The organism is bacterium, assembly GCA_037131655.1.
Taxonomy (GTDB): domain Bacteria; phylum Armatimonadota; class Fimbriimonadia; order Fimbriimonadales; family JBAXQP01; genus JBAXQP01.
Genome location: JBAXQP010000039.1, coordinates 1 through 13761 on the forward strand (window position 1 = coordinate 1; position 13761 = coordinate 13761).

At 48.3% G+C, this 13761-nt stretch carries 22 protein-coding genes; all 22 read left to right on the forward strand.

Annotated features, from left to right (window positions below; translation table 11 throughout):
• Window positions 1-643: elongation factor G (gene fusA / locus WCO51_03225; protein ID MEI6512267.1), on the forward strand; the 643-nt coding region annotated here is incomplete at its 5' end.
• Window positions 644-734: 91 nt separating this feature from the next.
• Window positions 735-1943: an elongation factor Tu gene (gene tuf, locus WCO51_03230; protein ID MEI6512268.1), complete on the forward strand. Its 1209-nt coding sequence runs from the start codon at window positions 735-737 to the stop codon at window positions 1941-1943.
• 69 nt (window positions 1944-2012) lie between these two features.
• Complete coding sequence (gene rpsJ, locus WCO51_03235) at window positions 2013-2321, forward strand: 30S ribosomal protein S10 (protein ID MEI6512269.1); 309 nt, start codon at window positions 2013-2015, stop codon at window positions 2319-2321.
• Between the two features lie 335 nt (window positions 2322-2656).
• Window positions 2657-3292, forward strand: coding sequence for a 50S ribosomal protein L3 (gene rplC, locus WCO51_03240; protein MEI6512270.1), 636 nt, complete (start codon window positions 2657-2659; stop codon window positions 3290-3292).
• Window positions 3292-3921: a 50S ribosomal protein L4 gene (gene rplD / locus WCO51_03245; protein ID MEI6512271.1), complete on the forward strand. Its 630-nt coding sequence runs from the start codon at window positions 3292-3294 to the stop codon at window positions 3919-3921. Before rplC ends, rplD begins: the two co-directional genes overlap by 1 nt.
• Window positions 3918-4214: a 50S ribosomal protein L23 gene (gene rplW / locus WCO51_03250; protein ID MEI6512272.1), complete on the forward strand. Its 297-nt coding sequence runs from the start codon at window positions 3918-3920 to the stop codon at window positions 4212-4214. The genes rplD and rplW overlap by 4 nt, the downstream gene beginning before the upstream one ends.
• 35 nt (window positions 4215-4249) lie before the next feature.
• Window positions 4250-5080 (forward strand): 50S ribosomal protein L2, encoded by an 831-nt coding sequence (rplB, locus tag WCO51_03255; GenBank protein MEI6512273.1) that lies wholly within the window; start codon window positions 4250-4252, stop codon window positions 5078-5080.
• Between the two features lie 56 nt (window positions 5081-5136).
• A complete protein-coding gene (rpsS, locus tag WCO51_03260; protein ID MEI6512274.1) occupies window positions 5137-5418 on the forward strand; it encodes a 30S ribosomal protein S19 in 282 nt (93 codons plus the stop codon).
• A gap of 92 nt (window positions 5419-5510) precedes the next feature.
• Window positions 5511-6065: a 50S ribosomal protein L22 gene (gene rplV / locus WCO51_03265; protein MEI6512275.1), complete on the forward strand. Its 555-nt coding sequence runs from the start codon at window positions 5511-5513 to the stop codon at window positions 6063-6065.
• Between the two features lie 49 nt (window positions 6066-6114).
• Complete coding sequence (gene rpsC, locus WCO51_03270) at window positions 6115-7122, forward strand: 30S ribosomal protein S3 (protein MEI6512276.1); 1008 nt, start codon at window positions 6115-6117, stop codon at window positions 7120-7122.
• Window positions 7122-7553 carry a 50S ribosomal protein L16 gene (gene rplP, locus WCO51_03275; protein MEI6512277.1) on the forward strand — a complete coding sequence of 144 codons (432 nt, stop codon included), beginning with the start codon at window positions 7122-7124 and terminating at the stop codon, window positions 7551-7553. The genes rpsC and rplP overlap by 1 nt, the downstream gene beginning before the upstream one ends.
• Window positions 7550-7759 carry a 50S ribosomal protein L29 gene (gene rpmC, locus WCO51_03280; protein ID MEI6512278.1) on the forward strand — a complete coding sequence of 70 codons (210 nt, stop codon included), beginning with the start codon at window positions 7550-7552 and terminating at the stop codon, window positions 7757-7759. Before rplP ends, rpmC begins: the two co-directional genes overlap by 4 nt.
• On the forward strand, window positions 7756-8214 hold the full coding sequence (gene rpsQ, locus WCO51_03285) for a 30S ribosomal protein S17 (GenBank protein MEI6512279.1): 459 nt from the start codon (window positions 7756-7758) through the stop codon (window positions 8212-8214). Before rpmC ends, rpsQ begins: the two co-directional genes overlap by 4 nt.
• Window positions 8215-8260: 46 nt before the next feature.
• Complete coding sequence (gene rplN, locus WCO51_03290) at window positions 8261-8629, forward strand: 50S ribosomal protein L14 (protein MEI6512280.1); 369 nt, start codon at window positions 8261-8263, stop codon at window positions 8627-8629.
• Window positions 8630-8658: 29 nt separating this feature from the next.
• The gene (gene rplX / locus WCO51_03295; protein ID MEI6512281.1) at window positions 8659-9018 is read left to right on the forward strand and encodes a 50S ribosomal protein L24; all 360 of its coding nucleotides are present in this window, start codon (window positions 8659-8661) and stop codon (window positions 9016-9018) included.
• Between the two features lie 10 nt (window positions 9019-9028).
• On the forward strand, window positions 9029-9703 hold the full coding sequence (gene rplE, locus WCO51_03300; GenBank protein MEI6512282.1) for a 50S ribosomal protein L5: 675 nt from the start codon (window positions 9029-9031) through the stop codon (window positions 9701-9703).
• Between the two features lie 38 nt (window positions 9704-9741).
• A complete protein-coding gene (gene fusA / locus WCO51_03305; protein ID MEI6512283.1) occupies window positions 9742-11826 on the forward strand; it encodes an elongation factor G in 2085 nt (694 codons plus the stop codon).
• 87 nt (window positions 11827-11913) lie between these two features.
• Window positions 11914-12099, forward strand: coding sequence for a type Z 30S ribosomal protein S14 (locus WCO51_03310; GenBank protein ID MEI6512284.1), 186 nt, complete (start codon window positions 11914-11916; stop codon window positions 12097-12099).
• 11 nt (window positions 12100-12110) lie between these two features.
• Complete coding sequence (gene rpsH / locus WCO51_03315; protein MEI6512285.1) at window positions 12111-12512, forward strand: 30S ribosomal protein S8; 402 nt, start codon at window positions 12111-12113, stop codon at window positions 12510-12512.
• 12 nt (window positions 12513-12524) lie between these two features.
• On the forward strand, window positions 12525-13094 hold the full coding sequence (gene rplF, locus WCO51_03320; protein MEI6512286.1) for a 50S ribosomal protein L6: 570 nt from the start codon (window positions 12525-12527) through the stop codon (window positions 13092-13094).
• Window positions 13095-13167: 73 nt separating this feature from the next.
• Window positions 13168-13533 (forward strand): 50S ribosomal protein L18, encoded by a 366-nt coding sequence (gene rplR, locus WCO51_03325; protein ID MEI6512287.1) that lies wholly within the window; start codon window positions 13168-13170, stop codon window positions 13531-13533.
• 30 nt (window positions 13534-13563) lie between these two features.
• A partial coding sequence (gene rpsE / locus WCO51_03330) for a 30S ribosomal protein S5 (GenBank protein MEI6512288.1) occupies window positions 13564-13761 on the forward strand: 198 nt, incomplete at its 3' end.

Consider the following 13761-nt stretch of genomic DNA (forward strand, 5'->3'; position numbering starts at 1 on the left):
GGTTCGAACAAAGGCCAAAGCGGAAGGCCGTTATATACGCCAATCCGGTGGTTCCGGTCAATACGGACATTGTGTGTTGGTCGTTGAACCGAAGACTGATGGCGGCTATGAGTTCGTTAACAAATTAGTTGGTGGATCGATCCCGAGAGAGTTTGTGCCAGCGATTGAGAAGGGCGTAAAAGAAGCGCTCGAATCAGGCGCAGTGGCAGGATATCCGGTTATCGATGTTCGGGTGACGCTCGTAGATGGTTCGTATCATGAGGTAGATTCATCCGAAAATGCTTTTAAAATGGCAGGTGTCTTAGCCTTTAGGGAAGCGATGAAACGAGCTAACCCAACTTTGAAGGAACCAGTGATGTCAGTGGAAATCACTACTCCTAAAGAGTATATGGGTGACGTCATAGGTGACTTAAGCTCGCGAAGAGGCCGAATTGAAGGCATGGATGAAGCTGCCGGCGGTGTTGCAATTATCAAGGCGCAGGTGCCATTATCCGAGTTGTTCGGTTATGTTACACAACTGCGATCGCTAACACAGGGACGCGCTGCACCGCATATGCAGCCTTCGCATTATGAGGAAGTTCCTCAAAATATTGCACAAGATTTGGTCGCGAAACAAACCGGCGGCCAGTTAGCTAAACGGTAAGCATATGGGCAATGGATGTGGAACGCTAAAGACTTAATTGTCAAAGCTTTGCACGCACACTACCAGCCCGAGGGATGGAGGAAACAAAAAGATGGCTAGAGCCAAATTCGAAAGAAAAAAGCCACACGTTAATGTGGGCACCGTTGGTCACGTAGACCACGGTAAGACAACCCTTACTAGCGCCATCACCAAGGTGCTGGCGGATGAAGGGCTTGCTACGTTCGTAACTTATGACGAAGTGGCGCATGCGGATGCTAAGAATTTCCGCCGTGACGAAACTAAAATCTTGACGGTTGCAACTTCGCACGTTGAGTATGAATCGGCCACACGTCACTATGCGCACGTTGACTGTCCTGGTCACGCCGACTATGTTAAGAACATGATTACGGGCGCTGCTCAGATGGATGGCGCAATTTTGACTGTCTCCGCTGCTGATGGCCCAATGCCTCAGACTCGAGAGCACATCATTCTTGCTAAACAAGTAGGCGTACCTTTTATCGTTGTGTTTATGAATAAGTCCGATCTAGTTGAAGATACGGAACTGTTGGACTTGGTTGAGCTGGAAGTTAGAGAACTTCTTAGCAAGTACGATTTCCCCGGTGATGACACCCCTGTGATCCGCGGTTCTGCAACTCTGGCGATTGCCGGCGATACCGGTCCGTACGGAACTAAGGCTATTCTTGAACTTGTAAAGGCCCTTGATGAGCATATTCCGCTGCCGGAACGCGAAATCGATAAGCCTTTCTTAATGGCTGTTGAAGACGTTTTCACCATTACCGGACGCGGCACTGTTGCCACCGGTCGTGTTGAGCGCGGCGTGTTGACAACCGGTACTGAAGTTGAACTTGTTGGTTTGAAGCACGAACCTAAAAAGGCTATCTGTACTGGTGTTGAAATGTTCCGCAAGACGTTGGACAGAACAGAAGCAGGCGATAATGTTGGTCTTCTTCTGCGAGGCGTTGACCGCAAGGATATTGAGCGCGGCATGGTTATTGCCAAGCCCGGCTCGATTAAGCCTCACACTAAGTTCGATGGTGAAGTTTACGTCTTGACCAAAGATGAAGGTGGACGTCATACCCCGTTTATTACCGGGTATCGCCCGCAGTTCTACTTCCGCACGACTGACGTGACCGGTACTTTGAACCTGCCGGAAGGCGTTGAAATGGTTATGCCGGGAGATAACATTACGATGTCGATCGAGTTACTCGATCCGATCGCGATGGAAACAGGAAGCCACTTCGCTATCCGCGAGGGCGGCCGAACGGTCGGCGCAGGCGTCATTACTAAGATATACGAATAAAGGATGCAATATCGGTTCGGGCGGTGAATGATGCCCGAACCGAAGTATCCTAGGAGTTGTGGAGAGTATATGCGACGGGATAAAGTCAGAATACGATTAAGAGCATACGATCATCGAATTCTCGACCAATCGGCAGAGAAGATTGCCGAGACGGCAAAATCTACGGGCGCCCGCATTAGCGGTCCAGTCCCGTTACCGACGGATATTCGCAAGTTCTGCGTTATCCGTGGTCCTCACATTGATAAGGAATCGATGGAGCATTTTGAGATAAGAACTCACAAACGTTTGATCGATATCCAAGAGCCGAGTAACAAAACTATAGACGCTTTAATGAGGTTAGACCTTCCAAGCGGCGTTGATATTGAGATTAAGCTCTAACTTAGGGTATTATCTAAGAGATCGATAACAAGTGGATTGGTCGAACTAGGCGGCATAAGCCGTGAGTGGTTGAAAAAAGAAAACAGAACTCTCTGTTTCAAATCTCATAGATCGGCATCAGAGGCGTTAGCGCCTCATCTTCGAGCTTTGATCAAACCTCAAATGAGGCAAAGCAATAAAGACAGAAGCTGAACTATGACATTCGAAGCTGGATTTACCTCTGATATACTCTTCAACTGCCACCTGTAGTCCATTTATGCGTTAAATTCTATTACTATAGTAGCGATATGCATGAGTGGTCGACCAAGCCGCTGCGATTACACAAGGAGAACAAGATGGTTCCCGCAATCTTGGGACGTAAAGTGGGTATGACCCACATTTTCAATACAGACGGCAAGATGGTCACCGTGACGGTTTTAGAAGCCGGCCCAGTACAAGTGACCCAAATAAGAACGCCTGAAAAAGAAGGATACAGCGCAGTGCAGCTCGGTTTTGAAGAAATCCCCGAGCGTAAGGCAAATCGCCCTGATCGTGGCCATTTTAAAAAGGCTGGCGTTACACCTAAACGATTTTTACGCGAAATCCGCATGCAGGATGTAAGCGAATTCAGTCTTGGTCAAGAGATTAAGGTTGATGAGGTTTTCACTGAAGGCGAGCGGATACGCGTTACTGGTCAATCCAAAGGAAAAGGTTTTGCGGGTGGTGTTAAACGGTACCATTTTCATGGCGCTGATGCGACCCACGGTAATATGACTCACCGTAAAACGGCTTCGAATGGTGCAACAGGCCCTGCGCGTGTTTTCAAAGGCTCCAAGCGACCTGGTCATATGGGTGATGAAAGAGTTACACAATTAGGCCTGAAGGTCGTAGCTGTTGATGCTACACGAAACCTGTTGCTGGTAAGTGGTTCGGTTCCAGGTGCAAATGGTTCACTTGTAATCGTAGCGCGTGAAGGTCGGAGGCGAGCATAATGGCTACTATTAAGCTTTGGAACCGCGATGGTAAAGATATCGGCACTTACGAAATGAATGATGCCATTAGTGGTATTGAGATAAATGTTTATTCGATGCGCCGAGCAATATTGGCTGAAGAAGCTAATAGCCGCCAGGGTACATCACAAACAAAAGAGCGTAGCGATGTTCGCGGTGGTGGGCGTAAGCCTTACAAGCAGAAGAAGACCGGTCGAGCCCGACAGGGAACGATCCGAGCTCCTCATTATGCACACGGCGGCGTATGCTTTGGACCTCATCCTCGCGATTACGATCAGAAGGTTAATCGCAAGGAACGCCAACTGGCTATCAAGAGCGCTTTTAATTCAAAAGTTATCGATGGAGCTTTAATCGCAATTGATGAGATTTCTTTTGCTGAACCAAAGACCAGATTAGCAGCAGAGTTTTTGGCGAATGTTGGAGCCACAGAAAAGCGCGTTATGGTGCTTTTAGGCGCTCATGATGAAATGGCTATTAAGTGCTTCCGCAATATTCCTTTTGTGATGCTGCGGACTGCCCCTAATGTTTCCACAAGAGACTTATTGGTTTCGCACAAGATAATCGCTTCAAAGAGCGCGCTGAGTATGTTGGAGGAGGCGTGGGCTAAATGAAAGACCTACATGACATAATACTTGGGCCGATCATTACGGAACGCTCGGTCGAGATGTCGTTAGAAGGACGTTATCAGTTTAAAGTTGCGATGGACGCCGGCAAGATCGAGATCGGTCTCGCACTTGAAGGCATCTATAAAGCTAATAAGATTAAAGTGATAAAAGTCAATACCACGACCGTGCATGGCAAGACCAAGATGTACGCTCGCAGAACCCCCGGCAAAAGACCGGATTGGAAGAAAGCGACTGTACGGCTATTACCTGGCCAGACAATTGAGGATTTCACAGTCTAACGCGGTTGCGATTAGAGAAGTGATGAGGAGAACATATGCCAGTTAAGCAGAGAAAACCGACATCGCCTGGGCGACGTTTTATGATATCGCCGACCTATTCGGAGATCACCAAAACTGATCCTGAAAGGTCACTCCTTGCGCCGCTTAAAAGCTCCGGTGGTAGAAATAATGCCGGTCGAACGACTATTCGTTTCCGTGGTGGCGGTAATAAGCGCGCCTATCGAATTATTGATTTCAAAAGAAATAAGCTTGATGTCTCTGGCAAAGTCGCTGCGATTGAATACGATCCTAATCGCACCTGCCGAATCGCGCTTATTCATTATAAAGATGGCGAGAAACGATATATTCTCGCACCTTCTAATTTAAATGTTGGGGATTTTGTGACAGCAGGAGAAACGGCTGACATCAAACCGGGTAATGCACTGCCGCTTCGCAACATTCCGCTCGGTACAATTGTACACAACATTGAGCTTAATCCTGGACGTGGTGGCCAAATCGTTCGCAGCGCCGGTGTCGGCGCACAAGTAATGGCGAAAGAAGGCAATTATGTTACTCTTAGGTTGCCCAGCAGTGAAATGCGATTGATATTCCTTAACTGTTATGCAACAGTGGGGCAGGTGGGCAATCCCGAGCACGAAAACGAATCATACGGAAAAGCAGGCAAGCGCCGACAGAAGGGCTTCCGCCCGCACGTTCGTGGTGTTGTTATGTCCCCACGTGACCACCCGCATGGTGGTGGCGAGGCGAAGTCACCTGTAGGACGCAAAAAAGGTCCTGCAACTCCTTGGGGTAAGATTGCGTTGGGTCTTAAAACTCGACATAACAAGCGTACGAATCAGTACATAGTACGAGGCCGGTCTAAGTAAGACCGTCTCTCTAATTGATAACGAAATAGTTTAGGAACTGGCATCGGAGGTAATGGATGGCTCGTTCGATTAAGAAGGGCCCGTTCATAGACGATCACTTGATGAAAAAAGTTGATCGATTGAACGTGGAAAATAGGAAAATGATCGTGAAGACCTGGTCGCGCCGCTCGACCGTTGTGCCTGCAATGATAGGGCACACGATAGCGGTGCATGATGGTCGAAAGCATGTGCCGGTGTTTATCACCGAAAACATGATTGGTCATAAGTTGGGTGAATTTGCGCCAACGCGTACGTTTCGCGGTCATGCGGGTAGTGATAAGACCTCCCGAGTCAGATAACGGATCGTCGTTTGGTGTCGAGTTAAGACGATACTAATTAGGATGTCGGATTGGCAGGCAAATGCCTGCGACATGGGAAGAGGACGAGAACGATGGAAGTCAGAGCGGTTGGAAAATATTTACGTGTTCCGCCGAGGAAAGCTCGGTTGATCGTTGATCAAGTGAGAGGCTTGCCTGCAGTGGCAGCTCTAAACCACCTGAAGTTCATGCCTCAGGATGCCGCCAGATATGTCGGCAAGGTACTTGCATCTGCGATTGCGAATGCGAAAGAAAATTTAAACATGAGTGAAGACACACTCAAAATTTCGAAGGTCTATGTTGACGAAGGCCCAAGAATTAAACGAATTCAGCCGCGAGCAATGGGCCGGGCATTTCATATCTTGAAACGCATGAGCCACATTACTGTAGTGGTAGAGGACAGCATCGTACCTCTTACACCTAAGCGGCGCAGAACAGCTACTGCTGAAACACAGCCTAAACCTGTTGTTAAGGCGACAACAAGAACCAAGAAGACTAAGGAAGATGCAGCTGTTGAAACAGTTGCTCCGGTTGTGACCGGCCAGACTCCTGTGGTTCTTGATGAGACGCCAGTGAAGAAAACTAGAAAAACGACTAAGCCGAAAGTGGCGGAGTCGCAAGAGAAATAGGAGCAGTTAGGCGGCTTCTGCCGCAGAATGCTCTAAAGGGGGCTACGAGTTGGGACAGAAAGTTCACCCGATTGGTATGCGCATCGGAATTATCCGTGACTGGGAAAGTAAATGGTTCATGGATAAGAAGCAATATGGCGCGATAGTCTACGAAGATGCGATGATCCGTCTCGCGATTAAAAAGCGTTGGGCAAATGCTGGTGTTGCGCGCATTGAAATCGAACGAGCGGCTGACAGAGTAAAGGTTACTCTTTACACTGCTAGACCGGGCGCGATTATCGGCCGCGGCGGTAAAGGCATCGAGGAGGTCAGCGCTGTTGTGGCTGCTATCGTCCATAAACGCGCCGCTGATTCAAAGGTCTCCGTTAATGTCAACGAAGTTCGACAGCCGGATTTGGATGCTCAACTCGTTGCGGAGAATATCGCAAGTAACCTCGAACGACGTGTTTCACACCGTCGAGCGATGCGACAAGCAATGACGAGAGCGCTTCGACTGCAGGCTAAAGGCATTAAGATTGCAGTAGCCGGTCGTTTGGGCGGCTCTGAAATGGCGAGACGTGAAAGCGATAAGTCTGGCAAGATTCCTCTTCAGACGCTTCGTGCTGATATGGATTACGGTCAGGCAACTGCCTTTACCCTCTATGGCGCAATCGGTGTCAAAGTTTGGATTTTTAAGGGTGAAATTCTACCCGAGAGAACTCGTGCAGCTGGTGGATTAGCTGAGATGAGACCTCGCGAAGAAGCTCCGGTTGAACGACCGAGACGCGGTGGCCCTGGTGGTGGCGGTGGTCGTGGCCGAGGCGGTTATGGCGACCGAGATGGCGGACCAGGTGGACCTGGTGGTGGCGGACGTGGTCGTGGACCAGGTGGCCCAGCCGGTTTTGGTGGTCCTGGCGGCGGCGGACGTGGTCGTGGACCTGCTGGCGGTGGTGGTGGAAGTCGTGGTGGCGGTCGGCCATTACAGGCGGGACCAGCGCCTACTGATAAACCTATAGTTGTTGAAACGCAAGCCCAAACTGCTCCGAGCAGTGCAAGCGAAGGGAGTGGCTCTGAATAATGTTGATGCCTAAGAGACCGGTGAAGGATCACCGTAAACAGCACCGAGGCCGTATGACCGGTATGGCCAGTGGAGCCATAAAAATTGATTTTGGTGAGTTCGGTATTCAAGCACTCGAGCCTTGCTGGCTAACTAACCGCCAGATAGAAGCTGCTCGTATTGCTATGACCCGATATATTAAGCGCGGTGGTAAAGTTTGGATCCGCGTTTTCCCTGATAAGCCATATACAAAGAAACCGGCTGAAACTCGAATGGGAAGCGGTAAGGGCGCTCCTGAAGGTTGGGTTGCGGTCGTTAAACGTGGACGAATTTTATTCGAGATGGCTGGCGTTGAAGAATCAGTTGCACGCGAGGCTCTTCGCCGAGCAATGCATAAACTTCCGATCGACACCCGTTTCGTTACACGACGCGATTTTGAGGGAGCAGCATGAAACCGTTAAAGGCCAATCAACTGCGCGAGATGTCAGTTATCGAGCTTCAAGATGAATTGGGCAAGCAGAAATCACACTTGTTTGATTTTCATCGTCAAGGTCAGTTACGACAGCTCAATGACTATAAGAGTATTTCGGTTACGCGCCACAACATCGCGCGAATCTTGACGCTTATAAGCGCCAAGCAGAAGGAAGGAAGCGCATGATCGAGGATAAAGAGCAAACTACACCTAACGAGGAACAGGAAGTATCTGTGACGGAAGTAGAGACGCCTGTTGTTGAAGAAGTAGTGCCTGTGGCTAAAGTAGTAAAGCCAAAAGCGGCGCCTAAAGCAAAGAAAGTAGTGGCTAAATCTACTAAGTCAGATAAGTCAGAAACGGCTCCGTCCGTTGTCGAAACAAAGTCTGAAGCAAGAGGTAGTCGAAAAGTCCGTGTCGGTCGTGTTGTTAGCAACCGAATGGATAAAACGGCTGTTGTTGCGGTTGAGCGATTGATGCGACACCCGATATACGGCAAAATTATCCGCCGTACAGAGAAGTTTAAAGCTCATGATGAAGCCAATGATTGCAGTATCGGCGACTTGGTCCAGATTATGGAGACTAAACCTTTTAGCCGTGAGAAGCATTGGCGCATCGTACGAATTGTTGAAAAAGTGAAGTAGGTTGAACTGACGGTTTGTCCGCCAGTCGATTTTAGGAGATTAACTCATGATCCAGCCTTATACTCGATTGCGAGTAGCAGATAACTCAGGGGCTCGCGAAATTTTATGTATCCGTGTTATGAAAGGCTCTGCCGCACGCTATGGTAATGTCGGTGATATTATTGTGGGAGCTGTTAAAGTTGCCACACCGAATATGCCCGTCAAAAAGAGCGAAGTCGTCAAGGCCGTTATCGTTCGTACAAAAAGTTCCAATCGTCGAATTGACGGTTCTACTGTGCGTTTCGATGATAATGCGTGCGTCCTGATTACACCTCAGTTGGAGCCGCGTGGAACCCGCATATTCGGACCGGTTGCGCGTGAACTTAGAGATCGTGGCTTCATGAAGATTATCTCCCTTGCCCCGGAGGTGCTCTAATGCCTTTGGCCTCTAAATTTAAGGATAGAATGTTGCAGCGACAAGATACACCCAAGCCTAAAATTAAAAAGGGCGATACGGTGATGGTTATTAGCGGTAAGGATCGCGGTAAGCGCGGTCAAGTGATTGATGTCAATCCTTCCAAAGGAACCATTACCCTTGGTGGTATTAACTTAGTTACTCGCCATCAAAAGCAACAACCGAACGCTAAGAACCCTGCACAAGCTCAACAAGCAGGACGAATTCAAAAGCCAGCGCCAATGAACGTATCAAAAGTTATGCTGATCGATCCTCATTCTGACAAACCAACTCGTGTTGGTCGAAAGATATTCGAAGGCAAACTGGTTCGATACGCTAAGGTGTCCGGCGAAATTATAGACGCGGTTTAGGAGAACGGGAATGCCTAAGGAAGAACAAAAAGAAGCGAAACAGGTCAAGCCTGTTTCTGAAAAGAAGACTAAGTCCGAAACCGCTCCTAAGGGTGGTAAAGTCGAAAAGAAGGCTGCTGCGACGGCTGTCCAAGTGAGGGTTGCTCCGCGTCTGAAGGAAGTGTACGCGAAGAATATCGTCCCCAGCATGATGAAGGAGTTTAATTACACCTCTGTCATGCAGGTGCCTAAGTTAGAGAAGATTGTTCTCAACATGGGTGTCGGTGGTGGTGATAAAGACCAGAAGCTTATGGATAACTCCGTGCGTGACATGGGGTTGATTACAGGACAAAAACCTGTCGTTACCTTAGCAAAGAAAGCTATTTCTAACTTCCGCTTGCGTAAAGGTATGCGAGTCGGATGCAAAGTCACTCTGCGCGGTGAGCAAATGTTGCACTTCTTCGATAAGTTGGTTAATGTCGTGCTTCCAAGAATGCGCGACTTCCAAGGCTTATCAGCGAAGTCATTCGATGGTCACGGGAACTACTCTCTCGGTATCAAAGAGCAGTTGGTTTTTCCTGAGATTGTTTACGATCAGGTTGACAAGATCAGAGGTATGGACATCATCATCTGCACGACAGCGACGAGTGATGAAGAAGCGAGAGTATTCCTGAAGTCGATGGGTTTACCACTTCAAGCGAAGTAAAAAATTTCGAAGATATATCGAATTGGAGGTTAGCCGAAATGAAGCGTTATAGCGCCGATAACATTCGCAATGTTGCATTAGTTGGGCATAATGGTGTTGGTAAGACAACTCTAGCTGAGCACATGCTTTTTATTGCTGGCGCTTCTGACCGTATCGGCACAGTAGATGCAGGAAATACTGTCTCTGATTTTGATACTCATGAAATTAAACGAAAAATCAGCCTTAACCTCAGCGTTCTTCCATTAGAGTGGAAAGATTGCAAGATTAACTTGATTGACGTTCCTGGTTTCCCTGATTTCATCGGTGAGCTTTACAGCACAGCTCGTATTGTTGATGCGATGATTATTGTAACGCCAGCACAGCGTGATTTAGATGTCGGTTTTGAGAACGCATGGGAGCTGGCCGAAAAGTATGGTATTCCTCGATTCATTTATGTGAATAAAATGGAGCGAGATAATGCTGACTATAACGGTCTTATGGAGACATTGCGATCTCGCTATGGTCGTTTGATTGTTCCGTTAGAACTGCCGCTTGGTAATCAAACCAGCTTCCACGGTATTGTGGATTTGGTGGAGATGGTCGCTTTGGATGGAGGCGATAAAGAAGCGAACCTAGGTCCTATCCCGGGTGATGTGGCTTCCCAAGCTGATATTCTTCGCGCTGAGGTTATGGACTCTGCAGCCGAAGGTGATGACGATTTAGCGCTGAAGTACCTTGAAGGCGAGGAACTGACGGCAGCAGAAGTAATGCATGGTTTAAAAGCCGGTGTTGTTAACCAGAAGATTGCTCCCTTACACATAGGATCAGCAATTAAAGGGGTTGGCATTACGACTTTAATGGACACCATCGTTGCACTAGCGCCGTCACCTGCCGAGCGACCTGCGATTAATGCAGTAAACAGTAAGGGGCAAGAAGTTGAGCTGACTGCAGATGCTGCTGGTCCGCTTGCGGCATTTGTTTTTAAAACTACCGCCGACCCCTATGTTGGCAAGATCACCTATTTCAAGGTTGTCAGCGGCACTGTTAAGTCTGATACGACTGTTTACAATACGTTAAAGGAACGAGACGAGCGACTTGGGCAAGTTTCTTTCCCACGTGGCAAGAACTTTGATGCAACATCCGAAGTGCCTGCGGGCGATATCGCAGTTGTTGCTAAGTTGCAGGAAACCAGCACGAGCGATACGCTTTGCGAAAAGGCAAAGTCGCTGACGATACCTGCTATTGAGTTTCCGAACCCGATTTACACTTTGTCAGTTGCTCCGGCAAGCAAGCCGGACGAGGATAAGCTAGGACCTGCAATTCAGCGATTAGTTGAAGAAGATCCGACATTTCGTTCGTATCGTGACCCGGTGTTGCACCAAACGATTATCAGCGGTATGGGTGATACTCACCTTGATGTTGTTATCGAACGTTTGAAGTCGAAGTTCGGTGTTAACGTTGTAATAGAAGAGGCGAAGGTTGCTTATCGCGAAACCATTAAAGGTATCGCTAAGTCTCAGGGTAAGTTCAAGCGACAGACGGGTGGCCGTGGTCAATTCGGTGATTGCTGGCTGAGACTCGAACCGCTTGAAAGAGGCGCGGGTTTTGAGTTTGCTGATGAAGTAGTCGGTGGATCAATCCCTCGCAACTTCATCCCTGCAGTTGAAAAGGGTGTTCGTGAAATTTTAGAAACCGGCTTCTTGGCTGGCTATCCGGTTGCAGATGTCAAGGCAGTTGTTGTTGACGGTTCTTATCACGATGTTGACTCTTCGGAGCATGCATTTAAGCAGGCGGGAAAGATGGCTTTCGATGCCGCTGCCAAGAAGGCCTCTCCAACACTGATTGAGCCGGTTATGCTTCTAGATGTTATCGTTCCAGAAGTTTTTTTGGGAGATGTCATCAGCGACCTTAATGGTCGTCGAGGACGTCCGCTTGGAATGGAATCAATCGGAGGCGGCAGACAGCGTGTACGCGCTAACGTGCCGCAGTCTGAGATGATGAAGTACGCGCTTGATCTTAGATCTCTTACACGAGGTCGAGGTAGATTTAGTACCGAGTTTTCACACTACGAGGAAGTCCCAGCGCATGTTGCACAGGGATTAATCGATAAGTACATCAAAGAGCGCAAGGAAGAGGAAGGGTAACCGATACCTGCCTCAATTCAGGGTATACTATCGGTTCGCGTCTGGACTGGTTGCCTTACAGGCAATACCGCAGGCGGTGGAGGGATCATGGCGAAAACCAGTTTGATCGTCAAGCAAAGACGAAAACCAAAATTTAAAGTCCAAGGCTACACGCGTTGTAGTATCTGTGGACGGCCGCGCGGGGTCTTCCGCTATTTCAATCTATGCCGTATCTGCCTGAGAGACATGGCCCATAAGGGTCTATTGCCAGGCGTTACGAAGTCGAGTTGGTAGGGGGAGAATAAATGCATACTGATCCGATAGCTGATCTGCTAACACGTATAAGAAACGGTGGCCGAGCGGGCCTTACTGCAATTGATGCGCCTATGTCGAAGATCAAACTTGAGATAGCTAAAATCCTTCAAAGTGAAGGATTAATCAAAGGTTTTGATGTTCTGAAGGATGAGAAATTCCCGCGCCTTCGTGTTCATCTGAAATATGATGATGTTAAGAATAAGAAACCTGCAATTACATATATTCAGCGGGTGAGTAAGCCAGGCTTACGTATCTACAAGAAATCCGCTAGTCTGAAGCCCGTATTAAGAGGGCAGGGTATAGCGATTGTATCAACTTCGCATGGTTTGATGGTCGATAAGGATGCTCGCAAGGGGCACATCGGCGGCGAAGTGGTTTGCGAAGTCTGGTAAGGAGGATTCACCATGTCAAGAATTGGACGACAACCAATCCCTGTTCCACAGGGTGTCACGGTTACTATAGATAAAATTAATAATGTCTCGGTGAAGGGTCCTAAGGGTGAATTATCTCGCCAGCTTTCGCAAGACATGATTATCAAACAGGTAGACAGTATTGTCACTGTTGAGCGACCAACTAATCAGTATCGCCATCGACAAATTCATGGCTTGACCAGAACGTTGATTGACAACATGGTCAAAGGTGTGAACGATGGTTATTCGAAGCAGCTTGAGATCGTTGGCGTTGGTTATCGCGCTGTGATCGAGAACGAGGAATTAGTGCTTAGTGTTGGATTATCCTATCCGGCACGTGTTAAGCCTCGTCCCGGCATTACCTTCGAAGCAGGTACGGATCAACAGAGCCGCGCGCTTTTTGTGAAGATTAGCGGAATTAACAAAGAAACCGTCGGCCAACAGACTGCTGATATTCAGCGTCTTAGGCCACCGGACCCATATAAGGGCAAGGGTATTCGAATCTTTGGTCAAAAGATTAAGCTCAAGCCCGGCAAACGTGGTACGGCTGGCGGTAAGAAGTAGGAATAACAGCTATCCGTCACTCGGCGGTTCGCCCCCGCGGGCCTACGGGATAAGCTGCGTTAGGGAGATATAAATGGCGAAAACAAATAGACATATAGAACGAAATCGGCGTCATATACGCGTCCGAAAGTCAGTGGCGGGTACATTAGACCGTCCAAGGTTGGCGGTGTTTCGAAGCCATCAGCACATCTATGCGCAAGTAATTGATGATGCTCAAGGTATGACATTAGCTGCCGCATCGACAGTAGAAAAAGAGCTCAAAGGTGTTTTGGGCAAGACGAGTAACAAAGTAGCTGCAGTTGCAGTTGGCGAGCTTATCGCAAAAAGAGCCATTGAAAAGGGAATTAACAAGGTCGTTTATGACCGAGGTGGTTTCCGCTACCATGGCCGCATTGCTTCAGTCGCTGATGGAGCACGTAAAGCCGGATTAGAGTTCTAAAGATAAGATTGGACTGGATTTGGAGGAGTTATGATCGAAGGCAGACCTGACCCTGATACGCTAAATTTAAGCTCGCGAATAGTACAAACTAACAAAGTCTTTAAAACCCATAAGGGTGGTAAGACAGCGAGTTGGAACGCGCTTGTGGTCGTCGGCGACGGTAATGGATATGTAGGTGTAGCGCTGGGTAAGGCACGCGGTATTCCTGATGCGATTCGCAAGGGAGAA

Coding starts and splice junctions, on each gene's coding strand:
- rpsS (MEI6512274.1), top strand. CDS start 5,137: ATGGCTCGTTCGATTAAGAAGGGCCCGTTCATAGACGATCACTTGATG.
- rplF (MEI6512286.1), top strand. CDS start 12,525: ATGTCAAGAATTGGACGACAACCAATCCCTGTTCCACAGGGTGTCACG.
- rplC (MEI6512270.1), top strand. CDS start 2,657: ATGGTTCCCGCAATCTTGGGACGTAAAGTGGGTATGACCCACATTTTC.
- rplP (MEI6512277.1), top strand. CDS start 7,122: ATGTTGATGCCTAAGAGACCGGTGAAGGATCACCGTAAACAGCACCGA.
- rplX (MEI6512281.1), top strand. CDS start 8,659: ATGTTGCAGCGACAAGATACACCCAAGCCTAAAATTAAAAAGGGCGAT.
- rplD (MEI6512271.1), top strand. CDS start 3,292: ATGGCTACTATTAAGCTTTGGAACCGCGATGGTAAAGATATCGGCACT.
- rpsJ (MEI6512269.1), top strand. CDS start 2,013: ATGCGACGGGATAAAGTCAGAATACGATTAAGAGCATACGATCATCGA.
- rpsH (MEI6512285.1), top strand. CDS start 12,111: ATGCATACTGATCCGATAGCTGATCTGCTAACACGTATAAGAAACGGT.
- rplR (MEI6512287.1), top strand. CDS start 13,168: ATGGCGAAAACAAATAGACATATAGAACGAAATCGGCGTCATATACGC.
- WCO51_03310 (MEI6512284.1), top strand. CDS start 11,914: ATGGCGAAAACCAGTTTGATCGTCAAGCAAAGACGAAAACCAAAATTT.
- rplE (MEI6512282.1), top strand. CDS start 9,029: ATGCCTAAGGAAGAACAAAAAGAAGCGAAACAGGTCAAGCCTGTTTCT.
- rplB (MEI6512273.1), top strand. CDS start 4,250: ATGCCAGTTAAGCAGAGAAAACCGACATCGCCTGGGCGACGTTTTATG.
- fusA (MEI6512283.1), top strand. CDS start 9,742: ATGAAGCGTTATAGCGCCGATAACATTCGCAATGTTGCATTAGTTGGG.
- rpmC (MEI6512278.1), top strand. CDS start 7,550: ATGAAACCGTTAAAGGCCAATCAACTGCGCGAGATGTCAGTTATCGAG.
- rplN (MEI6512280.1), top strand. CDS start 8,261: ATGATCCAGCCTTATACTCGATTGCGAGTAGCAGATAACTCAGGGGCT.
- rpsQ (MEI6512279.1), top strand. CDS start 7,756: ATGATCGAGGATAAAGAGCAAACTACACCTAACGAGGAACAGGAAGTA.
- rplW (MEI6512272.1), top strand. CDS start 3,918: ATGAAAGACCTACATGACATAATACTTGGGCCGATCATTACGGAACGC.
- rplV (MEI6512275.1), top strand. CDS start 5,511: ATGGAAGTCAGAGCGGTTGGAAAATATTTACGTGTTCCGCCGAGGAAA.
- tuf (MEI6512268.1), top strand. CDS start 735: ATGGCTAGAGCCAAATTCGAAAGAAAAAAGCCACACGTTAATGTGGGC.